This window comes from Cupriavidus sp. FW306-1B-F12B (assembly GCF_058781795.1).
The window spans coordinates 18,835-37,781 of the sequence record NZ_JBYSXC010000005.1; the positions used below are offsets into that span (position 1 = coordinate 18,835).

The window sequence follows — 18,947 nt, forward strand, 5'->3', positions numbered from 1 at the left end:
GGATAAAGGCTGCCGCCCGGCCATGGCAAGGCGGCAGCGTCTCGGGGTGGGACTACAGCGCGTCTGGGTGGACTACAGCGCTTCCGACAGGAACACCAGCGCGCGCCCGTGCGCCAGCGCGGCGCTGGGCTGGTGGTAGGAGCCGCGCGCCCAGCAGTTGAAGCCGTGGTCCGCGCCCTGGTAGACGTAGATCTCGCTGCCGGGTTTGCCGGCCATGGCGTCGCGCACGCCTTGCACGGCCTCTGGCGGGATGTGCGCGTCGAGCGCGCCGTAGTGGAACTGCACCGGCACACGGATGTTCGCCGCCTCTTGCAGCTGGTTCTGGATGCCCCCGCCGTAGTAGGGCACGGCCGCATCCACCAGCCCGCGCGCCGCGCTCAGGTACGACAGCAGGCCGCCGAAGCAATAGCCCACCGCCGCCACCTTGCCGGCGCCGGTGTGCTGGCGCAGCACCTGCACCGTGGCGGCAATATCGTCCAGCGCGGCCGTGACATCCACCGCCTTGCGCAGCGCCATGCCGCGCGCCATGTCGTCGCCTTCGTAGCCCAGTTGCACGCGTGGCGCCTGGCGCCAGAACACGTCGGGCGCCAGCACCGCATAGCCGTCGGCGGCGTACTGGTCCGCCACGGCGCGGATATGCTCGTTGACGCCGAAGATCTCCTGCAGCAGCACAATGCCCGGCGCGCCGGGCTGCACGCCTGCCGGCGGCAGGCTCAGGTAGGCATCGAAGCTGCCCGCTGCGGTGTCAACGCGGATCCACTGGCTGTCGGGGATGGCTGTCATGGGGAAAGGCTCTCCGGAAGGGCTCTGAACAGGAAAGCTGCAAGTTTGCCACTGCGCGCCGCTTCGTGCAGGGCAGGGCGCCCTGCTGCTGCCGTCAGTACGCGCGCGACTGCTGGTAGCGCTTGTTCCAGTTGTCGGTGTAGGCCCTGACCACGGCGGCGTCGCCGCGGATCAGCATGCCGTTCTCGGCGTTGCGCTCCTGCGCCGACTTGGTGAAGTTGAACGATCCGGTGAAGACTGCCTGGTCGTCGAACACCATCACCTTGTTGTGCGCAATCGCGGGCTTGTTGTCGATCACCACCGGCACGCCGGCATGCTTGAGGTAGGTGGCACTGGTATAGCGCTCGGACTGCTGGCTCTTGTCCAGGATCACGCGCACGTCCACGCCGCGCCGGTGCGCCTGCGCCACGGCCTCGGCAATCGGTGCGCTGGTGAACGAATAGGCCTGGATCAGCAGGCGCTGGCGCGTGCTGCGGATGGCATTGATCAGCAGCGCCTGGCAACTCGCGCCATCGGGCACGAAGCACAGCGTGTAGCTGCTGCCATCGGCAAACGGCTTGGCCGGCACCGGCTTCGCATCCGGCGGCTGGGCCGGCTTGCCGGTGCGCGTGGGAAAGTGGTTGGCGACGGCCTCGTTGAAGGTCTCGCTGATGCTGTTGGCGATGGTGTCGGTCACCTGGTCGAAGGTGGAAGCCGAGCGGGCATGCGCCAGCAGCGCGAAGGGACTGAACGAGGTGAAGGCCGACACGGCGGCGGCCAGGCCCAGGCCCAGCACGGCCCGGCGAATGAATCTGTAAGTCACGGCGGATCTTTGCGTCGGTGAATGACGGCATGCGCGCGCCGCGCGCCGCATGCCGTCGGGGCGGGTTCGCAGCGTAGCAGCCGCATACGCCACTGGCAAAGCGTGATTGTGTAACAGGATCTGCGGCCGGCTATGCGCTGCAGCATCGGTGCACCGCCGCTGCCCTTGGGACTATCCGCACCCGCGCCTATGATGGATGGAACCCCCGCGGGTCCGCCCGCCAAGGAGAGGGATATGAGCAACCATACCTACAAGCTGGTCGAGATCGTCGGATCTTCACCCGATGGCTGCGACCAGGCCATCCAGAGCGCCATTGCCAAGGCCGGTGAAACCATCAAGAACATCGACTGGTTCGAAGTGGTGGAAACGCGCGGCCACATCACGAACGGCAAGATCGCGCACTACCAGGTCACGCTGAAGATCGGTTTTCGCGTGAGCTGAGTGCGGCGCCGCGCTTGCGCGGCGGTATTGCGTGCCGGCACGGGCTGCGCTGCCTGTGCGGGTTGGTGCGCGTGCTCGCTCCGGACGCAGCCTTCGGGATAAAAAAAATCGGCCGACGCGAGACTGCCGTCGGCCGGGTGCAGGGAAACCTGGTGTCGTCAGCCCAAACGCGACCAGCTCAGTCGAACTGGTACGAATAAGTCATGTTGATCCGCGGCGACCGACGGCTTGCATTGGTCGGCTTGTCACCCACCGGTTGTGCCACCGAAATATCCAGCGTGTAGTAGCGCCGGTCCGAGAAGCGCGCGCCAATGGCTACCGATGATAGGCTGCGGTGCGACAGCGACACGCTGTTGGAGAACACGCGCGCCACGTCGGCCGACACATAGGGCTGGATGGTGCGCAGGTAGTTCATGTCGGGCAGGAACAGGCGGCTGATTTCCGCCGAGGCCCCCCAGCCCTTGTCGCCCGCCACTTCGCCGGCGGGATAGCCCAGCCCGAAGAAGCGTCCGCCGAAGCTGATCTGCTCGCCCGAGGCCAGGCGGTCGCCGCTGTACTGGCCCGCCGCGGCCACGGTGAGGCCGAAGCCCGCCGGCAGGTCTTTCGACTGCGACAGCAGCAGCCGCGTGCGGAAGAAGCTCAGGTCGTTGGTGTTGTTCTGGCGGCTCGCGCCCAGCGCATCGAAACCCTTGTACAGGCCGAGCGTGGCGTTGCGGCTCACGCCTTCGCCGCGCTGAACGTAGGTCAGCTCCGCGGTGCCCACGCGCACGTTGGTGCCCAGCGTCACGCGCGTGCCGGTGGCGGTGTGGGTGTACCGCTCGAACTGGTCGGCGCCGTAGAAGCCGCCGGTCAGCGTGAGCGTATGCGCGTTGGACAGCAGCAGCGGATAGCTGACTGAGCCGCCGATGCGCTTGGTGTCGTTGACGTAGCGCGGGTTGAACCCGATCGCCTCCAGCGTGGCGTTCTGCGGCACGCCTCGGTAGTGCGAGGCATTGAGCCGCGCGATCATGCCCTCGGTGCCGAGCGGCTGCGCGTAGCTGGCGGCGTAGTACTCCTCGTTGTCGCGGCCCTTGGGGAACAGTGCCGAGACCGAAATCTGCTCGCCCAGCGGCGTCAGGCTGTTGGTGGTCGCGGTGGCAATGGCGCGCAGGCCTGGCGACATGTATTCAATGCCGGTGCCGAAGGTGAACGGCTTGCGCTTGACGTCGAGCACCATCTCGCAGGCGCCGTCGGTGGTGGTCGGCGGCTGCACCGTGGCCGCCACCTGCAGCCCGGGCTGCAGGGCCAGTGCATTGACGTAGTGTTCGAATCGGTCCTGGCGCAGCGGGCGGTCCTGCTGCAGCTTCTCGGCAATGGCGCGCAGCCGGCCCTCTGCCGGGCCCGCCTTGCCAGTGACCGTCACCTTGGCCACATAGCCTTCGACCACGGTGATCAGCACATCGCCGTTGGCAAAATCCTGCGCCGGCACAAAGGCAAACGAGAGCGGATAGCCGCGCTCCTTGTACATCTGCGTCACCGTGTTGGCCGCTTCCAGCAGCTGCGCCACCGTGATCTCGCGGTTGGCCAGCGGCTTGAACTGCGCGGCCACTTCCTCGAACGGCAGCGTCTTCGCGCCCTCGATGCGAAAGCGCCGTGGTGTCAGGCGTGTATTGAGCAGGTCCTGCATGGCCGCCTGCGGCCGTTCGACCTGCACGGTCACGCTGCTGTCCGGCCGGGCCGGAGCAATCTTCGGGAGCGTCTGGGTTGGGTCGCCCTGGACCGGGCTGCGCGGATCGGCCTGGACCAGGCCGTGATGGAACGCGCCGACGCCGACCAGCAGCGCGGCAACGCGATGACGTGCACGCATGGCAAAACCCCTGTAAGGAAATACTGCGGCTATTGACGTCGCGTGCCACTGGCGCGGGGATTGCCGCTACCCCCGGGCGCCTGCTGTCCGATGCTGCCGGCTCAGCGCGTGGCCGCTACGTTGAATCTGGTGTGCTCCGCTGCCCGCGATCAGGCGATCGCCAGGGCAGCGGCTGAGGCAGGATTACTTCTGGCCGAGCGCACCGGTCAGGCCGCCCAGCAGGCCGCCAACCAGGCCGCCGATCGGGCCGGTGGCGCCGGTGGTCGAACCCTTGCTGGTGGTGCTGCCCGCGGTGGAGGTGGCGCCACCGGTCACGGCGGCGACAACATTGGTGACGGGAGCCAGCGGGCTGGTGGTGCCGGTGCCCGCCGCGGCGCCGGTGACGCCGCCCACCACGCCATTCACCACGCCGCTGACCGCGGTGGTGACCGGTGCCAGCGGCGAACCCGTGCTGCCGCCGGTGGCACTGCCAAGGCCGCCGGTGGCGGTGCTGACCAGGCTGGTGACCGGTGCCAGCGGCGAACCGGTGCCGCCGCCGGTGGCACCGCCAAGGCCGCCGGTGATGCTGCTCACCAGGCTGGTGACAGGCGCCAGCGGCGAACCCGTACCGCCAGCGCCTGCACCGCCAGTCAGCCCCCCGGCCAGCGCAGTCACCGGTGCCAGGACCGGGCTCAGCGCGCCCAGGCCGCCGCCGCTGGCGGGCCCGTTCACTGCGCCGCCCAGCGAAGCCACGGTCGTGCCGGTGGCGCTCACCACGCCGCCGACGCCCGAGACTACCGGCGTGTTGGTCTGTTGCAGCTTGGTGCCCGCCGTGGCCAGCGCACCGCCCACGGTTGCGAGCAGGTTGTTGGCCGGGGCGCCCAGGCCCGTGGCCGCGCCCAGCGTCTGCGTGGCGCCGGTCAGCTGCGAGGTGATCGGCACGATCAGCTTGCTGGTGGTAATGGTCACCTGCTCGACTGCGCCGGTCGACAGGACCGTGGTCAGCGTGCCGCCGGCGTTGCTTACCGTGTCGCCCAGCTTGTCCACCACCGTGCCCAGCGGCGAGGTCAGTGGCGCCAGCGGCGCGAGCTGGCCGGTGCCCAGGCCGCTGACAGCGGTGCCGGCGCTGGACACTGCCTTGCCGAGTTCGGTGACCACATTGCCGGTGCTGGCGACCGTGGTGCCAACCGGATTGGTCGAATTGGGGATGCTGCCCAGGCCCGCTTGCAGGCCCGTGGCCAGCGCGCCCACGGCATCGCCGGTGGAGGCCACCACGCCGCCGAGGCCGCTTTGCGTCTGCGTCGGCACCAGCGGCAGGTTGGCGCTGCCGAGCTGGTTGCCGAGGTCGGTGACGGTGCTGCCCGTATTGCCCAGCACCGTGCCGGCATTGTTGATGACGGTGGCGGTCGGGGTCAGTGCGGCAGGCGTTTCGCCGCCGCCAGTGTTGCCGCCGTTGCCACCCGTTCCACCGGTACCACCCGTGCCGCCGCCCGTGCCACCGGTACCGCCGCCGGCGACGTCGGTGCTGCCGCCGGAGCCACCCATGCCGCCGGTGCCATCGGTACCCGTGGTCTTGGTGCCGCCATTGGTGCCCGCCGTGTCGCTGGTGCCCATGGAGGTCGATCCGCTGCCGCTGGCGCAGCCACCCAGGGCCAGCAAGGTTGCGAGGAGTGCCGTTACGGCGAGTTGTTGTTTGCGCATGTTCTGTTCCCTCATTCCCGTCGTTTAAATCGCTCGGCCGCGCAACGCGTTCGCATTCTGCGTGCGGCGGTGACGGATATGGCGCAATCGGTATGCCAGCGCTGCGGCGCGTCCTGGAACGGACCCCGCGGAAGTCGGGTGTGGTGCCCGCAAAGCCTTGCCGGGTACGGCTTCCAGGGGAGCCGTGGGAACCGCTTGCGGCGCTGCCGGGGATGGGGTGTCAGGGCGGCCGCGCGTTACGCGTTACGTAACGTGTGTCGTCTGCAGGGAACAAGACAGCCGGAACGGCGGGCTCGCGGCGACGGCGAACCAGCCAGGAAAGCGCGGCGTGCCACGCGCTGCCGACGCCTCCCGTCACGGTCATCCGCGCCGCAGTGTTCCCGTATCCCGGAACACGTTACGTAGCACGTAACACATCAGGCCCGCGCCGCAACGACGTTTGTGCCCGCCCGATTGCTACCCCGCGTCACCCGCTAATCCGCGCCAGGCAAGGCTCGCAGCGCCGTGGCCGATTCCGTGCCGGCACCGCTGGCGCCGCTGGCACGCGCCTTGCCATTGGTTGTCCAGACGCGCCGACGATCTCGCGTTCCACTGTCTTGCGGTTCCGGTTCGGAGCGGTCCGCCAGAGGAACAAAGCGGGACACCGGGGAGGCTCGTCGGCAATCCCATGCGGCGTACATAAGACAAGACGGCCGGCAACACCGTGGCCAACAAGACAGGAGAAGGACAATGAATATCAAGCATCCGTCGCAGCATGGCATGACCTCACTGGCCGCGGCAGGCGTGGCCGCCCTTGCCTTGCTGATGGCAGGCTGTTCGTCGAGCGGTGGCGGCAGCGGCGCCAATCCGCGGCCCAACAGCAACATCGACACGCCGGTCACGCCGGGACCGTCCGCATCGGGCGAGACCACGCCCACCGCCAAGGTGACCGAAGGCGCGGGCAATACCGTGGTGGCCACGGGCAATGCCATCAGTGACATCGGCAAGAGCATCCAGGAAGCGCCGCTGCCGTTGCTGCCCACTCAGGCGCGCGAAGGCGCCGGCGGCGTGGTGATCAAGGCCGGTAGCGCCATTGGCTCGCTCGGTGCCGGCGTGCGCGACGGGCTGGGGCAGATGGGTTCGGTCGACAACCCGGTTGGCGTGACTGTGGCCAGCACCAGCAACGTGGTCCACGACGTGGGCGAGGCGCTGATCAGCGGCGGCGACCTGGTGTACGGCCTGGGCACCGAGAAGCTGGCGCCGCTGGCTCCGGTGACCACCCCGGTGGGTGGCCTGGTCAGGCACGTGGGCATCGCGGTGCACGACAGCAGCGGCAAGCTGCACAGCGTGCTGTCCGAAGGCCCGGTCGCGCAGGTCACGAATACGGTCAGCAAGGTCATCGTGCCGCTGACCAGCAAGGTCACCGACGGCACGCAGACACTGGGCGCAGCCACGCACCTGGGCGAGCCGGGCAACGGCCTGCTCTACAAGGTCGGCAATACGGTGGCGGCCGGCGGCAGCATGATCAGCAACACCCACGCACCGGTGGTCTCGCCGCTGGGTGGCGTGGTGACTGAGGCCGGCAAGACGGTAGCGGCCGCTGGCGCGATCCTCAACGGCAATGGTCAGGGCGGCGGCAACCCGCTTGGTGGCCTGCTGAGCAACCTGCCGCTGGCAGGCGCGGGCGGCGGGTACGGTGGCGATGGCGGCCATGGCGGCAACCTGCTCGGCGGCGTGTTGAACAACCTGCCGCTGGCCAAGGTCGGTGGCGGCGGTGAGGGCGGTTCCGCGGGCGGCGCGCTTGGTCCCGTGACCTCGCTGCTGGCGCCGGTGACCGGGCTGGTCGGCGGGCTGAAGCAAGGCGCACACGATAGCCAGGGTGGCAGCGGTGACCACAAGACGTTGCAACTGCCGCTGGTGGGAGGCCTGCTGCACTGAAATGTCTCATCCCGGCTAGGTGTTTTCACGGTGCGCTGTCGCTCATCACCCCGTCGCAGCGCATCTTTTTATTTTGGCTGGCATTGCGGCCTATGACCGCAATGCCAAGTTGCAGGCCGGTTCCCGGCCGGTCTGCCTGCTCTTTAACAACCTGTGACCCGGGCGTGCCGGGTCGTTTCAAACGCGCGTCTTAACCCCTTTGGGTCATTGCTATCACCCGTAGGAGGGGTATGGTTGAGACATTCCATGTCTTAAAAAGAAAGCGCAGCAAGCGTGAAAAGTCGATAAAAGAGCGGGCCACAGAGCACCGTGATAATCGAACGGGGGAAGCGTGATCGCGGCATCAGATCACTTCGGGAGTGGAAATCATGAAACGACTCATTGCACGCTTTATTAACGATGAGCGCGGGGCGACGGCTATCGAGTATGGCCTGATCGTCGGGCTTGTCGCTCTGGCGATTGCCGTCGGCGCTGGCAAACTCGGCACGGAGCTTAACGCCAGCTTCGATCGGCTTTCGGTCACGGTTTCGGGATGGTTCAAGTAAACAAGCCGAAACCATAAGACCGGCGTGATTGCCGCGCTCCTCTGCGCGGCGACCCTCTACACAGACTTCCTCCATCGGCGCGTTCCCAACGCCTTACTGGCGGCTGCCGTGCTGGCCCTCGGGCTGTCACTGCTCGCCGGACAGGGCATGGAACTGCCGCAGACCACGCGCCTGATCGGCGCCGGGCTGGGCCTTGCGGTCACGCTGCCGGTATATGCCCTCGGGCAGATGGCGGCGGGTGACGTCAAGTTCCTGGCGGTGGCGGGGTTGTTCACCGGGCCGCAAGGACTGGTAGTGGCATGGGTCGTCGGCAACCTGCTCGGGCTGGTGCACGCGCTGCTGGCGCTTGCACGGGGCGGTCGCGCGCCGGCTACAAGTCAAGCCATCGATCACCAGGAAAGCGGACCTATTCCAACGGCGCAGTTTTCGCGGTCGCGCGGCATTCCGTATGCCGCGTACCTGGCCGTGGGCGTGCTGGCCTGGATGGCTGCGGGCCTTTAGCCGGACAGGCTAGTGGCAAGCAGGCTGCGCCGCCGGTCGGCGCGAAAGAACACCAAGGGACCGGGGTTTCAGATGTTGCTGCACGCAAGGGTCAACAGGGGGATCAACCGGCGCCGCCACGGCGCCGGCAGCGCTGCGATCGAGTTTGCGATCGTGGCGCCGGTGCTGCTCGCCATCGTGATCGGCATCGTCTACTACGGCGTGATGCTGGCGCTGCAGCAGGTGCTGACGCTGGCCGCCGAAGAGGGCGCGCGCGCTGCGCTGCGCTATCCAGCGGGCGTTTCCGGCTCAGGCCTCGCGGCCACGCAAGGCGCTCGCGTCGATGCAGCGGCTGCGATGGCGCGCGGCACGCTTCCCACATCCATCAGGAATTTGCTGTCCACCGGCAACGTTGCGCAGGCGGTGCCCTGCGCATCCGGCTCCACCGATGTCTGCGTGCAGGTCACGCTGAGCCTTCCCACCACCAACATCCTTCCCGCCGTGCCGATGGTCCCGGTCCCCGCAACGCTGTCGGGCTCGGCAATGGTCCAGCTTTCTCCTGATATCTGAGCCGCCATGCCCATCCAAAGGAAATCCGCATGACCAGCAAGCAGATCCGACTCCTGGCGGTGGCGCTGCTTGGCCTGGCGCTGCTGCTTGCGCTACTGGCGTGGCAAGTGGGCCGCCAGCCGGCACAGGCGCCCGCGGCATCGACATCCGCCAAACCGCTGCACGCAGTGGTGGTGACCACGCAAGCGGTGGAAGCGGGCAAGCCCCTTGCCGCCGAGTCGCTCAAGGTCGAGATGCTCCCGATCGATCCCACCGGCGCCTACAGCGAGGTGGCGCGCGTGACGGGGCAGGTGCCGCTGGTGGCGCTTGGCGCCAACGTGCCGGTGCTCGAAAGCCAGTTGCTGGCTGGCCTGGCCACGCAGGTACGGGAGGGCGAACGCGCGGTGGCCGTGTCGGTCGATGAAGTCATCGGCGTCGGCAACCAGGTGCAGCCGGGCGACTATGTCGATGTCTTCCTGGTGCTGCGCCGCGACCAGCAGGAGATCCCGGAAAGCCAGGCGCGCATGCTGCTGTCGCGCCTGCGCGTGCTGGCCTACGGCGTCGCCTCGGTCAACCGGCCGCAGAACGCCAAGCCGGAACAGATGATGGCGCGCCAGGAAGGCGCCAAGACCGCGGTGCTGTCGGTGCCGCTGGAGCAGGTCAGCCGGCTGGCGATGGCGCAGCAGTCCGGGCGCCTGCTGCTGGCGCTGCGCAATCCGCAGGACGAAGCCATGCCCAGCGACGGCATGTTTGCCGAACCCCCGCCCGCACTGGCCGCGCGCGCCGGCGTTCCCGCCGACGCGCCGCGCGCCGCCCCCGACAAGGCCATGGCCGGCGTGGTGCTGTCCGGCCTGGCCGCCCCCGCCGGTGCCTCCGCCCCCCGCGCGCCGGTGGCAGCGCCGGCGCCGCGGCCGTTGCAGGTTGCCGTGCCGCCCGCGCCAGCCCAGGCAAGACAAAGCGCAGGCGTGGAAGTCATCCGCGCGGGCAAGCGCGAGATCGAATAAGAACGTGGGCGCCGACTTTATGCATATCCAGAAGAAACCAGCCCATTCGACGGCCCTGCGCCGCAGGCTGATGCAGCTCGCGCTGGCCGCGATGCTGGCCACTACCGGGTGGTGCGCACTGGCGCCGCGCGCACAGGCGCAGGAAGTCGTGACCGCGCGCCAGTTGCGCCTGCTGGCCGGCGCGCAGAAGGAGATCCGCAGCGCGCAACCGGTGGAGCGCGTCGCGGTGGGCAACCCCGCGGTGGCCGACGCGCTGGTGCTGCGCACGCGCGGTGCCCCCAGCGTGCTGCTGGTGGCCAAGCAACCTGGCGTGACCGACGTGATGGTGTGGACGCGCGGCGGCGCCGAGCCGCTGACCTACAACGTGCAGGTCGACGCCATCGCGCCCGATGCCGATGGCGCGAAGCTTGGCTATTCCGCGGCCGCTGCCACCATCACCGGCCAGTCGCCCGACGCCTATGCCGCGGCGCGCGCGCAGGCAGCGGCGCGCGCGGCCACCAACGGCAAGAGCGATGGCAAGCCCGGCCTGGTGGTGGACCGCTCGACCGTGCCGCTCTCCGGCACCGTGCAGGTCGACGTCAAGGTGGTGGAGATCAGCAAGACCGTGCTCAAGGAAGTCGGCATCAACTTCTTCCGCAACAACTCCGGCTTTGCCTTCGGCACGTTCTCGCCATCGACGCTGAACAAGTTCACCTTTACGCCCGGCAGCGGCGGCGCGCCGGGCAGTTTCAGTGCCGACATCGCGTCGCCGATGAGCAATGCCTTCAACCTGGTGGCCGCGTCGCTGACCCACGGCATCTTCGCCAATATCAGCCTGCTGGAGGCCAACGGCCTGGCGCGCGTGCTGGCCGAGCCCAGCCTGGTGGCGCTGTCCGGCCAGAGCGCCAGCTTCCTGGCCGGCGGCGAGATCCCGATCCCGGTGCCGCAGGCGCTGGGCACCACTACGATCCAGTTCAAGCCATTCGGCATCGGGCTGACGGTGTCGCCCACGGTGCTGTCGGCCGACCGCATCGCGCTGAAGGTGGCACCGGAGGCGAGCGATCTCGACCCATCGCGCGGCATCTCGATCAATGGCGCGGTGGTGCCCGCCATCGTCACGCGGCGCGCCGACACCACGGTGGAACTGGGTGACGGCGAGAGCTTCGTGATCGGCGGGCTGGTCAGCCGCAACACCGTCAGCAACGTCAACAAGGTCCCGGTGCTGGGCGACCTGCCGGTGATCGGCGCCTTCTTCAAGAACCTGAATTTCCACCAGGAAGACCGTGAGCTGATGATCGTGGTCACGCCGCGCCTGGTGAAGCCGCTGGCCAAGGGCGCGCCGGCGGCGCAAGCTGTTGGTGCCGATGGCCGCACCAACGGCAACCCCAATGTATGGGGCTGGTATGTGCTGGGCGAATACGCGGACCCGACTTTGCCGGGTTTCTCAAAATAGCCGCCGGCCGTGCCGGCAGGCATGGCCAACGGCTTGAGGCAGAGAGATGGACTATTTTCTGTTGCATGCAACACAGGGCGAAGTGAAGGACTGGCTGGGCAAGGTCCTGGGCGGGCTGGGCACGCTGGTGGCAGAAGGCGGCGCCCAGGAAGCCTTTCTCGAGCGCGCGGCCCAGCTGCGCCCGGGGCTGGTGTTCCTGCATTTCTCGACGGAGCTGGCCGGCGCGTCGGCGCGGCTGGGCGAGCAGCTGCTGCGGCTCTTCCCAGGCCTGCCGCTGGTCGCGGTGGGCCACGCCGACGAGCCCGGCATCATGCTCGCGGCGCTGCGCGTGGGTGTGAAGGACTTTATCGACCTGCGCGACGCGCCTGCCGATGCCGAGGCCGTGGTCAAGCGCCTGGCCGTGCCGGGCGAGCAGGTGCGCCCGGCCGAGTCGGCGCGCGAGGGCAAGATCGTGGCGCTGCTGGGCGCACGCCCCGGCGTGGGCGTGACCAGCCTGGCCGTGAACCTGGCCGCGGCGGCACGCCGCCACCTGCCGCTGAACGAAAAGACCGACGCGCGCGCCGAAGTGCTGCTGCTGGACCTGGGCCTGCCGGCGCGCGACGGCGCGCTGTACCTGAACCTGAGCCCGGGCTTCCACTTTGTCGAGGCGGTGCGCAACCTGCGCCGCTTCGACCAGGTCTTCGTGCAGACCGCGCTTACGCGCCACGGCAACGGCTTATGCGTGCTGCCGCTGCCCGCGGCGCTGGGCGAGCTGCGCGACATCTCCTACTCCGAAGCCATCAGTCTGCTGGAGCGGCTGCGCGCGTTTTTCGACATGCAGATCATCGACCTGGGCGGCTTCGGCAATGCCGAGTTCACCGCGCAGATTGTCAAGGCCGCCGACAGCGTGGTGCTGGTGGCCGACCAGAGCGTGGGCGCGATCGTCTCGGCGGCGGAGCTGGTGCATGAACTGCGCGCGCGCGAGGTGGAGCGCGACGACCTGCACCTGCTGGTGTCGCGCTTCGATGCGCGCCTGGGCGTGGATGCCGCGCAGATCGCGCACCGCGTGGGCGTGCAGTCGGTGGGCACGCTGCCCGACAGCCGCGCACCGCTGGTGCTGGCCATGAACCGCGGCGCGGTGCTGGCCGACGACGATCCGCACGACCCCTATGTGCGCGCGCTGGCCGACCTGCTGGCACGACTGGGCTATCGCGCGGCGCAGGCCAGGGAAACCAGCCTGCTGGCGCGGATGAAGGACAAACTGCCTGAGGCGCTGCGCGCGGTGCGCGTGGCACGCACTGGAACCTGACATGACGCAAGCGATTGAATTTTCCGACCACGCCCCCGCACCGTTCCCGGTCTCGCAGGAATTCCAGAACATCAAGGAAGCGGCGCACGAGCACCTGCTGACCCGCATCGAAGAGCTCGGCGCAGAGTTCGGCCGCTGGTCGCGTACCGCGATCCAGCGCTTTGTCGACCTGGAACTGGAGAGCTTTACCCGGTTGCGCCGTATCCCCATCAACGAGGCTGAGCTGCGCCAGATCGCCGAGGCGCTGACCAAGGAGCTGGCCGGCTTCGGCCCGATCGAAGACCTGCTCAACGACCCTGCGGTGGAAGACATCCTGGTCAACGGCCACCTCGACGTCTACGTGTCGCGCCACGGCGTGCTGGAGCGCATCCCGGTGCGCTTTAACGACAGCGGCCACCTGCTGCGCATCGTGCGCCGCATCCTGGCGCCGATCGGCAGGCGGCTGGATGAGTCCAACCCGATGGTCGATGCGCGCCTGCCGGACGGCGGCCGCATCAACGTGGTGATCCCGCCGCTGGCGCTGGAGGGCCCGGTGGTGTCGATCCGCAAGTTCCGCAAGGACCCGATGACGCCTGCTGACCTGCAGGCGCTGGGCACCATGAGCCCCGAGATCTGCGACCTGCTACAGGCCGCGGTGCAGGCGCGCTGCAATATCCTGGTGAGCGGCGGCACCAGCTCGGGCAAGACTTCGCTGCTCAACGCGCTGGCCACCTTCGTGCCGACCACCGAGCGCGTCATCACCATCGAGGACACCGCCGAGCTGGCGCTGAACCATCCGCACGTGGTGCGGCTGGAAAGCCGTCCCGGCGGCTTCGAGGGCACCGGCGTGGTGTCGATCCGCGACCTGCTGCGCAACAGCCTGCGCATGCGCCCGGACCGCATCATCGTGGGTGAAGTGCGCGGCGGCGAGGTGCTGGAAATGCTCCAGGCGATGAGCACAGGCCACGACGGCTCGATGGGCACTATCCACGCCAGCAGCCCGCGCGAATGCCTGTACCGGCTGGAGATGCTGGCCGGTTTTGCCGGCTTCCAGGGCAGCGAGGCGAGCCTGCGCCGGCAGATCGCCAACGCCATCGACTTCATCGTGCAGATCGCGCGGCTTTCCAACGGCAAGCGCCGCATCGTCTCGATCACCGAGATCACCGGGCTGGGCGACAACATCATCTCCACCCAGGAGCTGTACCGTCACGAGCCCTACGTGAACCCGGACGGTACCGAGACTGACCGCTGGCTCTCGCTCGGCCTGCTGCCGCACTCGCCCAAGCTGGCGCGCATGCGCGGACCGGGCTTCATGCTGGACGACCGCTTCGATGTCTAGCGCCACGCTGCTGCTCGCCGCCATGGCCCTGGTCATCACCGGCCTGGGCCTGCTGCTGCTGGCCAGCGCGCAGGCGCGTGCGCGCCGCGAGCAGCAGCAGGCCTTCCTGCAGGCGCAGACCGAGCAGGTGCGCCTGCGCTATGCGCAGGCGCCGGATCCGGCGCTGCAACTGCCCGCGCGCGACCTGCGCCGCCGCTGGGACGACTTCCTGCGGCGTGCCGACCTGGCGCCGACGCGCCGCACCGCCATCGTCTGGATCACGCCGGTGGTGCTGTGCACGCTGGCCGGCGCGGTGGCGGGGCAATGGCTGGGCGCAGTGTCGGCCCTGATCGTGGCGCTGGCAGTGGCGGCGTTCGCGGCATGGAACCGCGTGCGCCGCCTGCACAAGAAGCTGCTGTCGCAACTGCCCGGATTCCTGGACGGTGTGGTGCGGCTGATGACCATCGGCAGCAGCGTGCCGGCGGCGTTCCAGAACTCCATCGCCAATACCGAGGCGCCGCTGCGCCAATGCCTGGTGCAGGCAATACACCTGCAACGCGCTGGCAAGGAGCTGGACCAGGCGGTGCTGCAGGTCGGGCGCGTGTACAAGGTCGAGGAACTGGTGCTGGTGGCTTCGGTGCTGCGCCTGTCGGTGCGCTACGGCGGCCGCGCCGATGTGGTGATGGAGCGCACCGCTGCCTTCATGCGCGACCGCGAACAGGCCCAGCGCGAGCTGATGGCGCTGTCGGCCGAGACCCGGCTGTCAGCGTGGATCCTGGGGCTGCTGCCGTTGGTGGTGGCCGGCGGCCTGTTCATGCTGAACGCGGGCTACATCATGATGATGTGGAAGGATCCCACCGGCAAATCGATGCTGCTGTCGGCCCTGGCGCTGGAAGTTGCCGGGGCCTTCATGCTGTACCGGCTGGCCAAGTCGATCTGAGCGGCATGCCAGCACGCAGACAAGAGCCAACATGGACCGCCTGACACTGATTTCGCTCAGCCTGCTGGTCGCCGCTTGCGGCGTGGGCGTACTGACGCTGCCGCTGTTGCGCGACTGGCGCCAGCGCCGGCTGGCGGCGCGCACCATCGACGGCGCGCTGGCACGGCAGCGCGCGGCAGAAGCCGCCCAGGCCACGCACGCCACGGCTCCCGCCGCGCCGCAGGGCAGGGGCGGGGCGGCTACGGCGATCGGGGCGCAACTGGGCGCGCGCGTGGGCGAGCGCATCAACGCCCACTGGCTGGATTCGCGCCTCGGGCGCGCGGTGGTGACGCCGGAAGACCAGCAGTTGCTGGAGCAATGCGGATGGTACGGGCCGCAGTCGCGCATGCTGTTCGGCGTGCTGCGGCTGGGGTTGCCGTTGGCCCTGGCGCTGGCTGCCATGCTCTGGCACGTGGGCGCGGGTGCCTTCGCCATCGTCGCGTGGGGCTTCGGCACGTTTGCGCTGGCCTACCTGGCCCCCAAGTGGCACCTGCGCCGCCGTGCCGCGGCGCGCCTGCGCATGGTCGATGACGAACTGCCGGTGCTGATCGACATGCTGCGCCTGCTGCAGGGCGTGGGCCTGTCGATCGACCAGAGCCTGCAGGTGATCGTGGCCGAGTTCGGCAGCATGCTGCGCGTGCTGGGGCCGGAGCTGGCACGCGCCAACCAGCAGTTTGCCTCGGGACGCTCGCGCGAACAGACGCTCTTGCGCATCGGCCGGCTGTTCGACAGTGAAGACCTGAAGAGCCTGATCACGCTGCTGACGCAGGTGGACAAGCACGGCGGCGCGGTGCAGGAGCCGCTGCGCCTGTTCGGCCTGCGCATGCAGGAGGCGCGCAAATCGCGCATGAAGGACGAGATCGGCCGGCTCACGGTCAAGATGACCGCGGTGATGGTGGTGAGCCTGCTGCCGGTGCTGCTGATCCTGACCGCGGGCCCCGGCTTTCTCGGGGTGATCCGCATGCTGGCACATATGGGAGGGACGCGATGACGCGCTCAGTCGGTCCGGCACTGGGCCGGATCTCGAAAACGGCGGCGTGCCTGCTGCTGGCGGCGCTGTCCGGTTGCGCCGCCAACACCAACGGGGCCGCGGCCATGCATGAGCAGGCCGAGGCCCAGGTGGAACTGGCCAAGCTGCGCGACAAGACCGCGCGCGCCGAATACAGCGAGCAGGCGGTCTACCTGGGCCTGATCCGCAAGATGCAGCAGGACGGGCTTTACTTCGCCTCGCTGGCGCATATCGAGGTCTACGTGAAGCGCTTCGGCGCCGGCCCGGAGATCCAGGCGATGCGCGCCGATGCGTTGCGCGAGACCGGGCAGGACAAGGCTGCCACCGATGCTTACCAGCAACTTGCAGCGACGTCGCAGGGCGAGCAGGCCGCGCATGCGCACCACGGGCTCGGCCTGCTGGCGGGGCGCCAGGATGACTTTGCGCGCGCCGTCACCGAGCTGCGCCAGGCCGCCGCGCTCGACCCTGTCAATCCGCGCATCTCCGGCGACCTGGGCTATGCGCTGATGCGTGCCGGCGCGCTGCAGGACGCGCGCGTGCCGGTGATGCAGGCGCTGGAACTGGACGCGCGCAATCCGCGTGTGATCAGCAACGCCGTGGTGTGGCTGATCGCCGACGGCAAGCGCGCGCAGGCCAACGCCATGATGCAGAAGGCCGCACTGCCGGAAGCCACGCGCAGCGCCATCCGCAAGGAAGCCGACCGCATCGCCCGCGCCACCGCGGCGCGCGACCGCGCAGCGGCCCGCCCTGCGCCGGCAGTGCGGGCGCCATCGAAACCCGCCACCACCGCACCGGCCACCTCGGTGGCGGCCGTGGCCGCAACCGCAGGGGCTACCCCATGACCGCCACGTTCCGCATTGCCATCCCCGCGCTCTGCCTGCTGATGCTGGCGCCCGCCGCGCAGGCGCAGACCGACCGTGCCACGACCGAGGCCGCCGCCACCGGCATGCCGGCAGGCAGCCCGGCACAACGCGAGATTGGCGCCGACACGCGTGCCATCCTTGCCATCCAGCGCGAAGGCTCGCAGGCCGGCCCCATGCTGCCGATGCACGGCGAGCAGGCCGCGCTGGGCTATGAGCGCTACATGAACAGCTTCCGCTTCGCGCTGCCGGAGTTCTACACGGGGCAGGCCAACGCCAGCACCGCGCGTGCCGGCTCCGCCGGCCAGATGATGGGCGGCAAATGAGCTTGCGCCAGCCGCGGCTGCGCCGGGCAGCCACTTCGGCACGCGGCGCCATCAGTGTGATGGCGGCGCTGCTGATCGCCACCGTGGCGATTGCCGCGCTGGTGTCGATCGACGTGGGGCATGTGTTCATGCGCCAGCGGCAGTTGCAGAACATGGTGGACCTGGCCGCGATGTCGGCGGCGCAGCAGCTCAAGCGGGCGGATACGCCGGCCAATCTCAACGGCGCCGTGCTGGGCACCGTCAGCAATATCGGCGCGAAGAACGGCTATCCGTCAGGCATTGCAATGGGTTGCAGCGATGCCGCCGGCGGCGGCGCGGATGCCATGACCGCCTGCCTTGGCGTGTGGGATCCGGCGACCAGCGGCCCGAAGCATTTCAGCGCTACGTATGAAGCAACCAAGGTCTCGCCCAATGCCGTGCGCGTGCAGGCCACGCAGACTGTGCCAATCCTGTTCGTGATCAATGGGGGTAGCGGCCGGCAGCTGTTTGCGGAATCGATTGCCAGTGGCAGTCCGCCGGTGGCGGCGTTTTCGCTGGGTACTGGGTTGCTGGACGTCTCCACCGCCAACAGCATGCTGAGTGTGTTGTTGGGCAATACGGTGAGCTTGTCGTTGGTGGACTGGCAGGGACTGGTCAATACCACCGTGACGCTGGACCAGTTGCGGCTCAAAGCGGATGTCGGCACGGTGGACCAGTTGTTGAATACTTCATTGAACCTGCGTGATTTCTACGCGCTGGTGCTTGGCGCCGCTGGCCGCGACGCGCTGCTGACGACGATGCTGGGCAGCCCGCCAACCGCGTTCGGGGCCAGCGGGGCGGCTGCTACGGTGTCACTGGCCAGGCTGCTTGATCTTGGTGTGATGGCGCCTGCGGCATCGTCGGCGGTGGAGGTGGGCCTGAACGTGGCGCAGTTGCTGCTCGCCTCCGCGCAGGTGGCGCGAGGGGATACGGCAGTTGCCCTGCCGCTGAACATACCCAATCTCCCGCTTGGCCTGGGGGGCATCAGCGCCAACCTGCGCGTGATCGAGCCGCCGGTGACGGCGGCAGGTCCGGCGCGACAGCTCTCCAGCAACCCGGACACCTGGCAAACGACCGCAAGCTCATCCCAGGTAAAACTGACCCTGATGCTCCAGATCACCTCAAATATCCTGAAACCGGTACTGGACGCCAACTTGAACGTGCCGCTCTATCTCGATGTGGCCAACGCCACCGCCGACCTGACCAAGCTGCAATGCGCGGCAAATCCTGGGGACCGCCGTGCCACGATGCACGTCAAAAGCGGTCTCGTTACGGCGTGCCTCACCGATGGCTGCACGGGTAGCGATGTGGTACTCGGCCAGGCTAAGCTGGGGCTGTTCGACATTGCGGACGTGATTGCCACGGACGTCCCACGCTATGGCAGCACGGCTGGCCAGGAGGTCACGCTGGCACCGGGCGGGCATGCGCAAGTTGGAACCGCCGATCCGTTTGGCGGGTTGTTCTCGCAAGTGCTGGCCCTGAAGGTGCGGACCAAGCTGCTGGGCATCCTTAGCGTGCCCATTGATCTCGGCCCGCTACTCGCGCCGGTCGGGGCAGCGCTCGACGCATTGATCCCGCCGCTGCTCGCCAGCCTCGGCATCCAGCTAGGCACCGCCGACCTCTGGGTCCACAGCATCGACTGCAACAATGCCGAACTGGTGTACTGAGCCATGATCGCGCCAAACCGCCTG

General features: G+C 68.6%; 18 protein-coding genes. 14 read left to right on the forward strand and 4 right to left on the reverse strand.

The window, feature by feature from the left end; all coding sequences use genetic code 11:
• Positions 1-72: 72 nt before the first annotated feature.
• Positions 73-783: a dienelactone hydrolase family protein gene (locus AC3WLE_RS10145; protein ID WP_010809807.1), complete on the reverse strand. Its 711-nt coding sequence runs from the start codon at positions 781-783 to the stop codon at positions 73-75.
• A gap of 94 nt (positions 784-877) precedes the next feature.
• Positions 878-1,585 carry a phospholipase D family nuclease gene (locus tag AC3WLE_RS10150; RefSeq protein WP_492357292.1) on the reverse strand — a complete coding sequence of 236 codons (708 nt, stop codon included), beginning with the start codon at positions 1,583-1,585 and terminating at the stop codon, positions 878-880.
• Positions 1,586-1,819: 234 nt separating this feature from the next.
• Here AC3WLE_RS10150 and AC3WLE_RS10155 point away from each other — a divergent pair, with 234 nt between their 5' ends.
• Complete coding sequence (locus AC3WLE_RS10155) at positions 1,820-2,026, forward strand: dodecin (protein ID WP_010809809.1); 207 nt, start codon at positions 1,820-1,822, stop codon at positions 2,024-2,026.
• A 178-nt stretch (positions 2,027-2,204) separates the two neighbouring features.
• Here the strand turns inward: AC3WLE_RS10155 and AC3WLE_RS10160 are convergent, their stop codons facing one another.
• Both AC3WLE_RS10160 and AC3WLE_RS10165 read right to left on the reverse strand, forming a co-directional pair.
• The gene (locus AC3WLE_RS10160; RefSeq protein ID WP_492357291.1) at positions 2,205-3,872 is read right to left on the reverse strand and encodes a ShlB/FhaC/HecB family hemolysin secretion/activation protein; all 1,668 of its coding nucleotides are present in this window, start codon (positions 3,870-3,872) and stop codon (positions 2,205-2,207) included.
• A 183-nt stretch (positions 3,873-4,055) separates the two neighbouring features.
• A complete protein-coding gene (locus AC3WLE_RS10165; RefSeq protein WP_492357290.1) occupies positions 4,056-5,552 on the reverse strand; it encodes a collagen-like triple helix repeat-containing protein in 1,497 nt (498 codons plus the stop codon).
• A gap of 729 nt (positions 5,553-6,281) precedes the next feature.
• Here AC3WLE_RS10165 and AC3WLE_RS10170 point away from each other — a divergent pair.
• The 13 genes from AC3WLE_RS10170 (at position 6,282) to AC3WLE_RS10230 (ending at position 18,923) form a co-directional block, all read left to right on the forward strand.
• The gene (locus AC3WLE_RS10170) at positions 6,282-7,469 is read left to right on the forward strand and encodes a collagen-like triple helix repeat-containing protein (protein ID WP_492318191.1); all 1,188 of its coding nucleotides are present in this window, start codon (positions 6,282-6,284) and stop codon (positions 7,467-7,469) included.
• 368 nt (positions 7,470-7,837) lie between these two features.
• Complete coding sequence (locus AC3WLE_RS10175; protein WP_492318190.1) at positions 7,838-8,014, forward strand: Flp family type IVb pilin; 177 nt, start codon at positions 7,838-7,840, stop codon at positions 8,012-8,014.
• Positions 8,015-8,038: 24 nt separating this feature from the next.
• Positions 8,039-8,515, forward strand: a complete 477-nt coding sequence (locus tag AC3WLE_RS10180) for an A24 family peptidase (RefSeq protein ID WP_492357289.1) — start codon at positions 8,039-8,041, stop codon at positions 8,513-8,515.
• A gap of 72 nt (positions 8,516-8,587) precedes the next feature.
• On the forward strand, positions 8,588-9,064 hold the full coding sequence (locus tag AC3WLE_RS10185) for a TadE/TadG family type IV pilus assembly protein (protein ID WP_492353032.1): 477 nt from the start codon (positions 8,588-8,590) through the stop codon (positions 9,062-9,064).
• Between the two features lie 29 nt (positions 9,065-9,093).
• Positions 9,094-10,047 (forward strand): Flp pilus assembly protein CpaB, encoded by a 954-nt coding sequence (cpaB, locus tag AC3WLE_RS10190; RefSeq protein ID WP_492318188.1) that lies wholly within the window; start codon positions 9,094-9,096, stop codon positions 10,045-10,047.
• Between the two features lie 19 nt (positions 10,048-10,066).
• Positions 10,067-11,479: a type II and III secretion system protein family protein gene (locus AC3WLE_RS10195; protein ID WP_492357295.1), complete on the forward strand. Its 1,413-nt coding sequence runs from the start codon at positions 10,067-10,069 to the stop codon at positions 11,477-11,479.
• 46 nt (positions 11,480-11,525) lie between these two features.
• On the forward strand, positions 11,526-12,767 hold the full coding sequence (locus AC3WLE_RS10200) for a CpaE/TadZ family protein (protein ID WP_492357287.1): 1,242 nt from the start codon (positions 11,526-11,528) through the stop codon (positions 12,765-12,767).
• 1 nt (position 12,768) lies between these two features.
• Complete coding sequence (locus AC3WLE_RS10205) at positions 12,769-14,085, forward strand: TadA family conjugal transfer-associated ATPase (protein WP_492318186.1); 1,317 nt, start codon at positions 12,769-12,771, stop codon at positions 14,083-14,085.
• Positions 14,078-15,004, forward strand: coding sequence for a type II secretion system F family protein (locus tag AC3WLE_RS10210; protein ID WP_035815910.1), 927 nt, complete (start codon positions 14,078-14,080; stop codon positions 15,002-15,004). The genes AC3WLE_RS10205 and AC3WLE_RS10210 overlap by 8 nt, the downstream gene beginning before the upstream one ends.
• Before the next feature lie 31 nt (positions 15,005-15,035).
• Entirely contained in the window at positions 15,036-16,034 is a 999-nt protein-coding gene (locus AC3WLE_RS10215; RefSeq protein WP_492318185.1) for a type II secretion system F family protein, read from the forward strand.
• Positions 16,031-16,894: a tetratricopeptide repeat protein gene (locus AC3WLE_RS10220; protein WP_492357286.1), complete on the forward strand. Its 864-nt coding sequence runs from the start codon at positions 16,031-16,033 to the stop codon at positions 16,892-16,894. Before AC3WLE_RS10215 ends, AC3WLE_RS10220 begins: the two co-directional genes overlap by 4 nt.
• Positions 16,891-17,238 (forward strand): DUF3613 domain-containing protein, encoded by a 348-nt coding sequence (locus AC3WLE_RS10225; protein ID WP_492318183.1) that lies wholly within the window; start codon positions 16,891-16,893, stop codon positions 17,236-17,238. The genes AC3WLE_RS10220 and AC3WLE_RS10225 overlap by 4 nt, the downstream gene beginning before the upstream one ends.
• The gene (locus AC3WLE_RS10230) at positions 17,235-18,923 is read left to right on the forward strand and encodes a TadG family pilus assembly protein (protein ID WP_492357285.1); all 1,689 of its coding nucleotides are present in this window, start codon (positions 17,235-17,237) and stop codon (positions 18,921-18,923) included. Before AC3WLE_RS10225 ends, AC3WLE_RS10230 begins: the two co-directional genes overlap by 4 nt.
• The last annotated feature ends 24 nt before the right edge of the window (positions 18,924-18,947 follow it).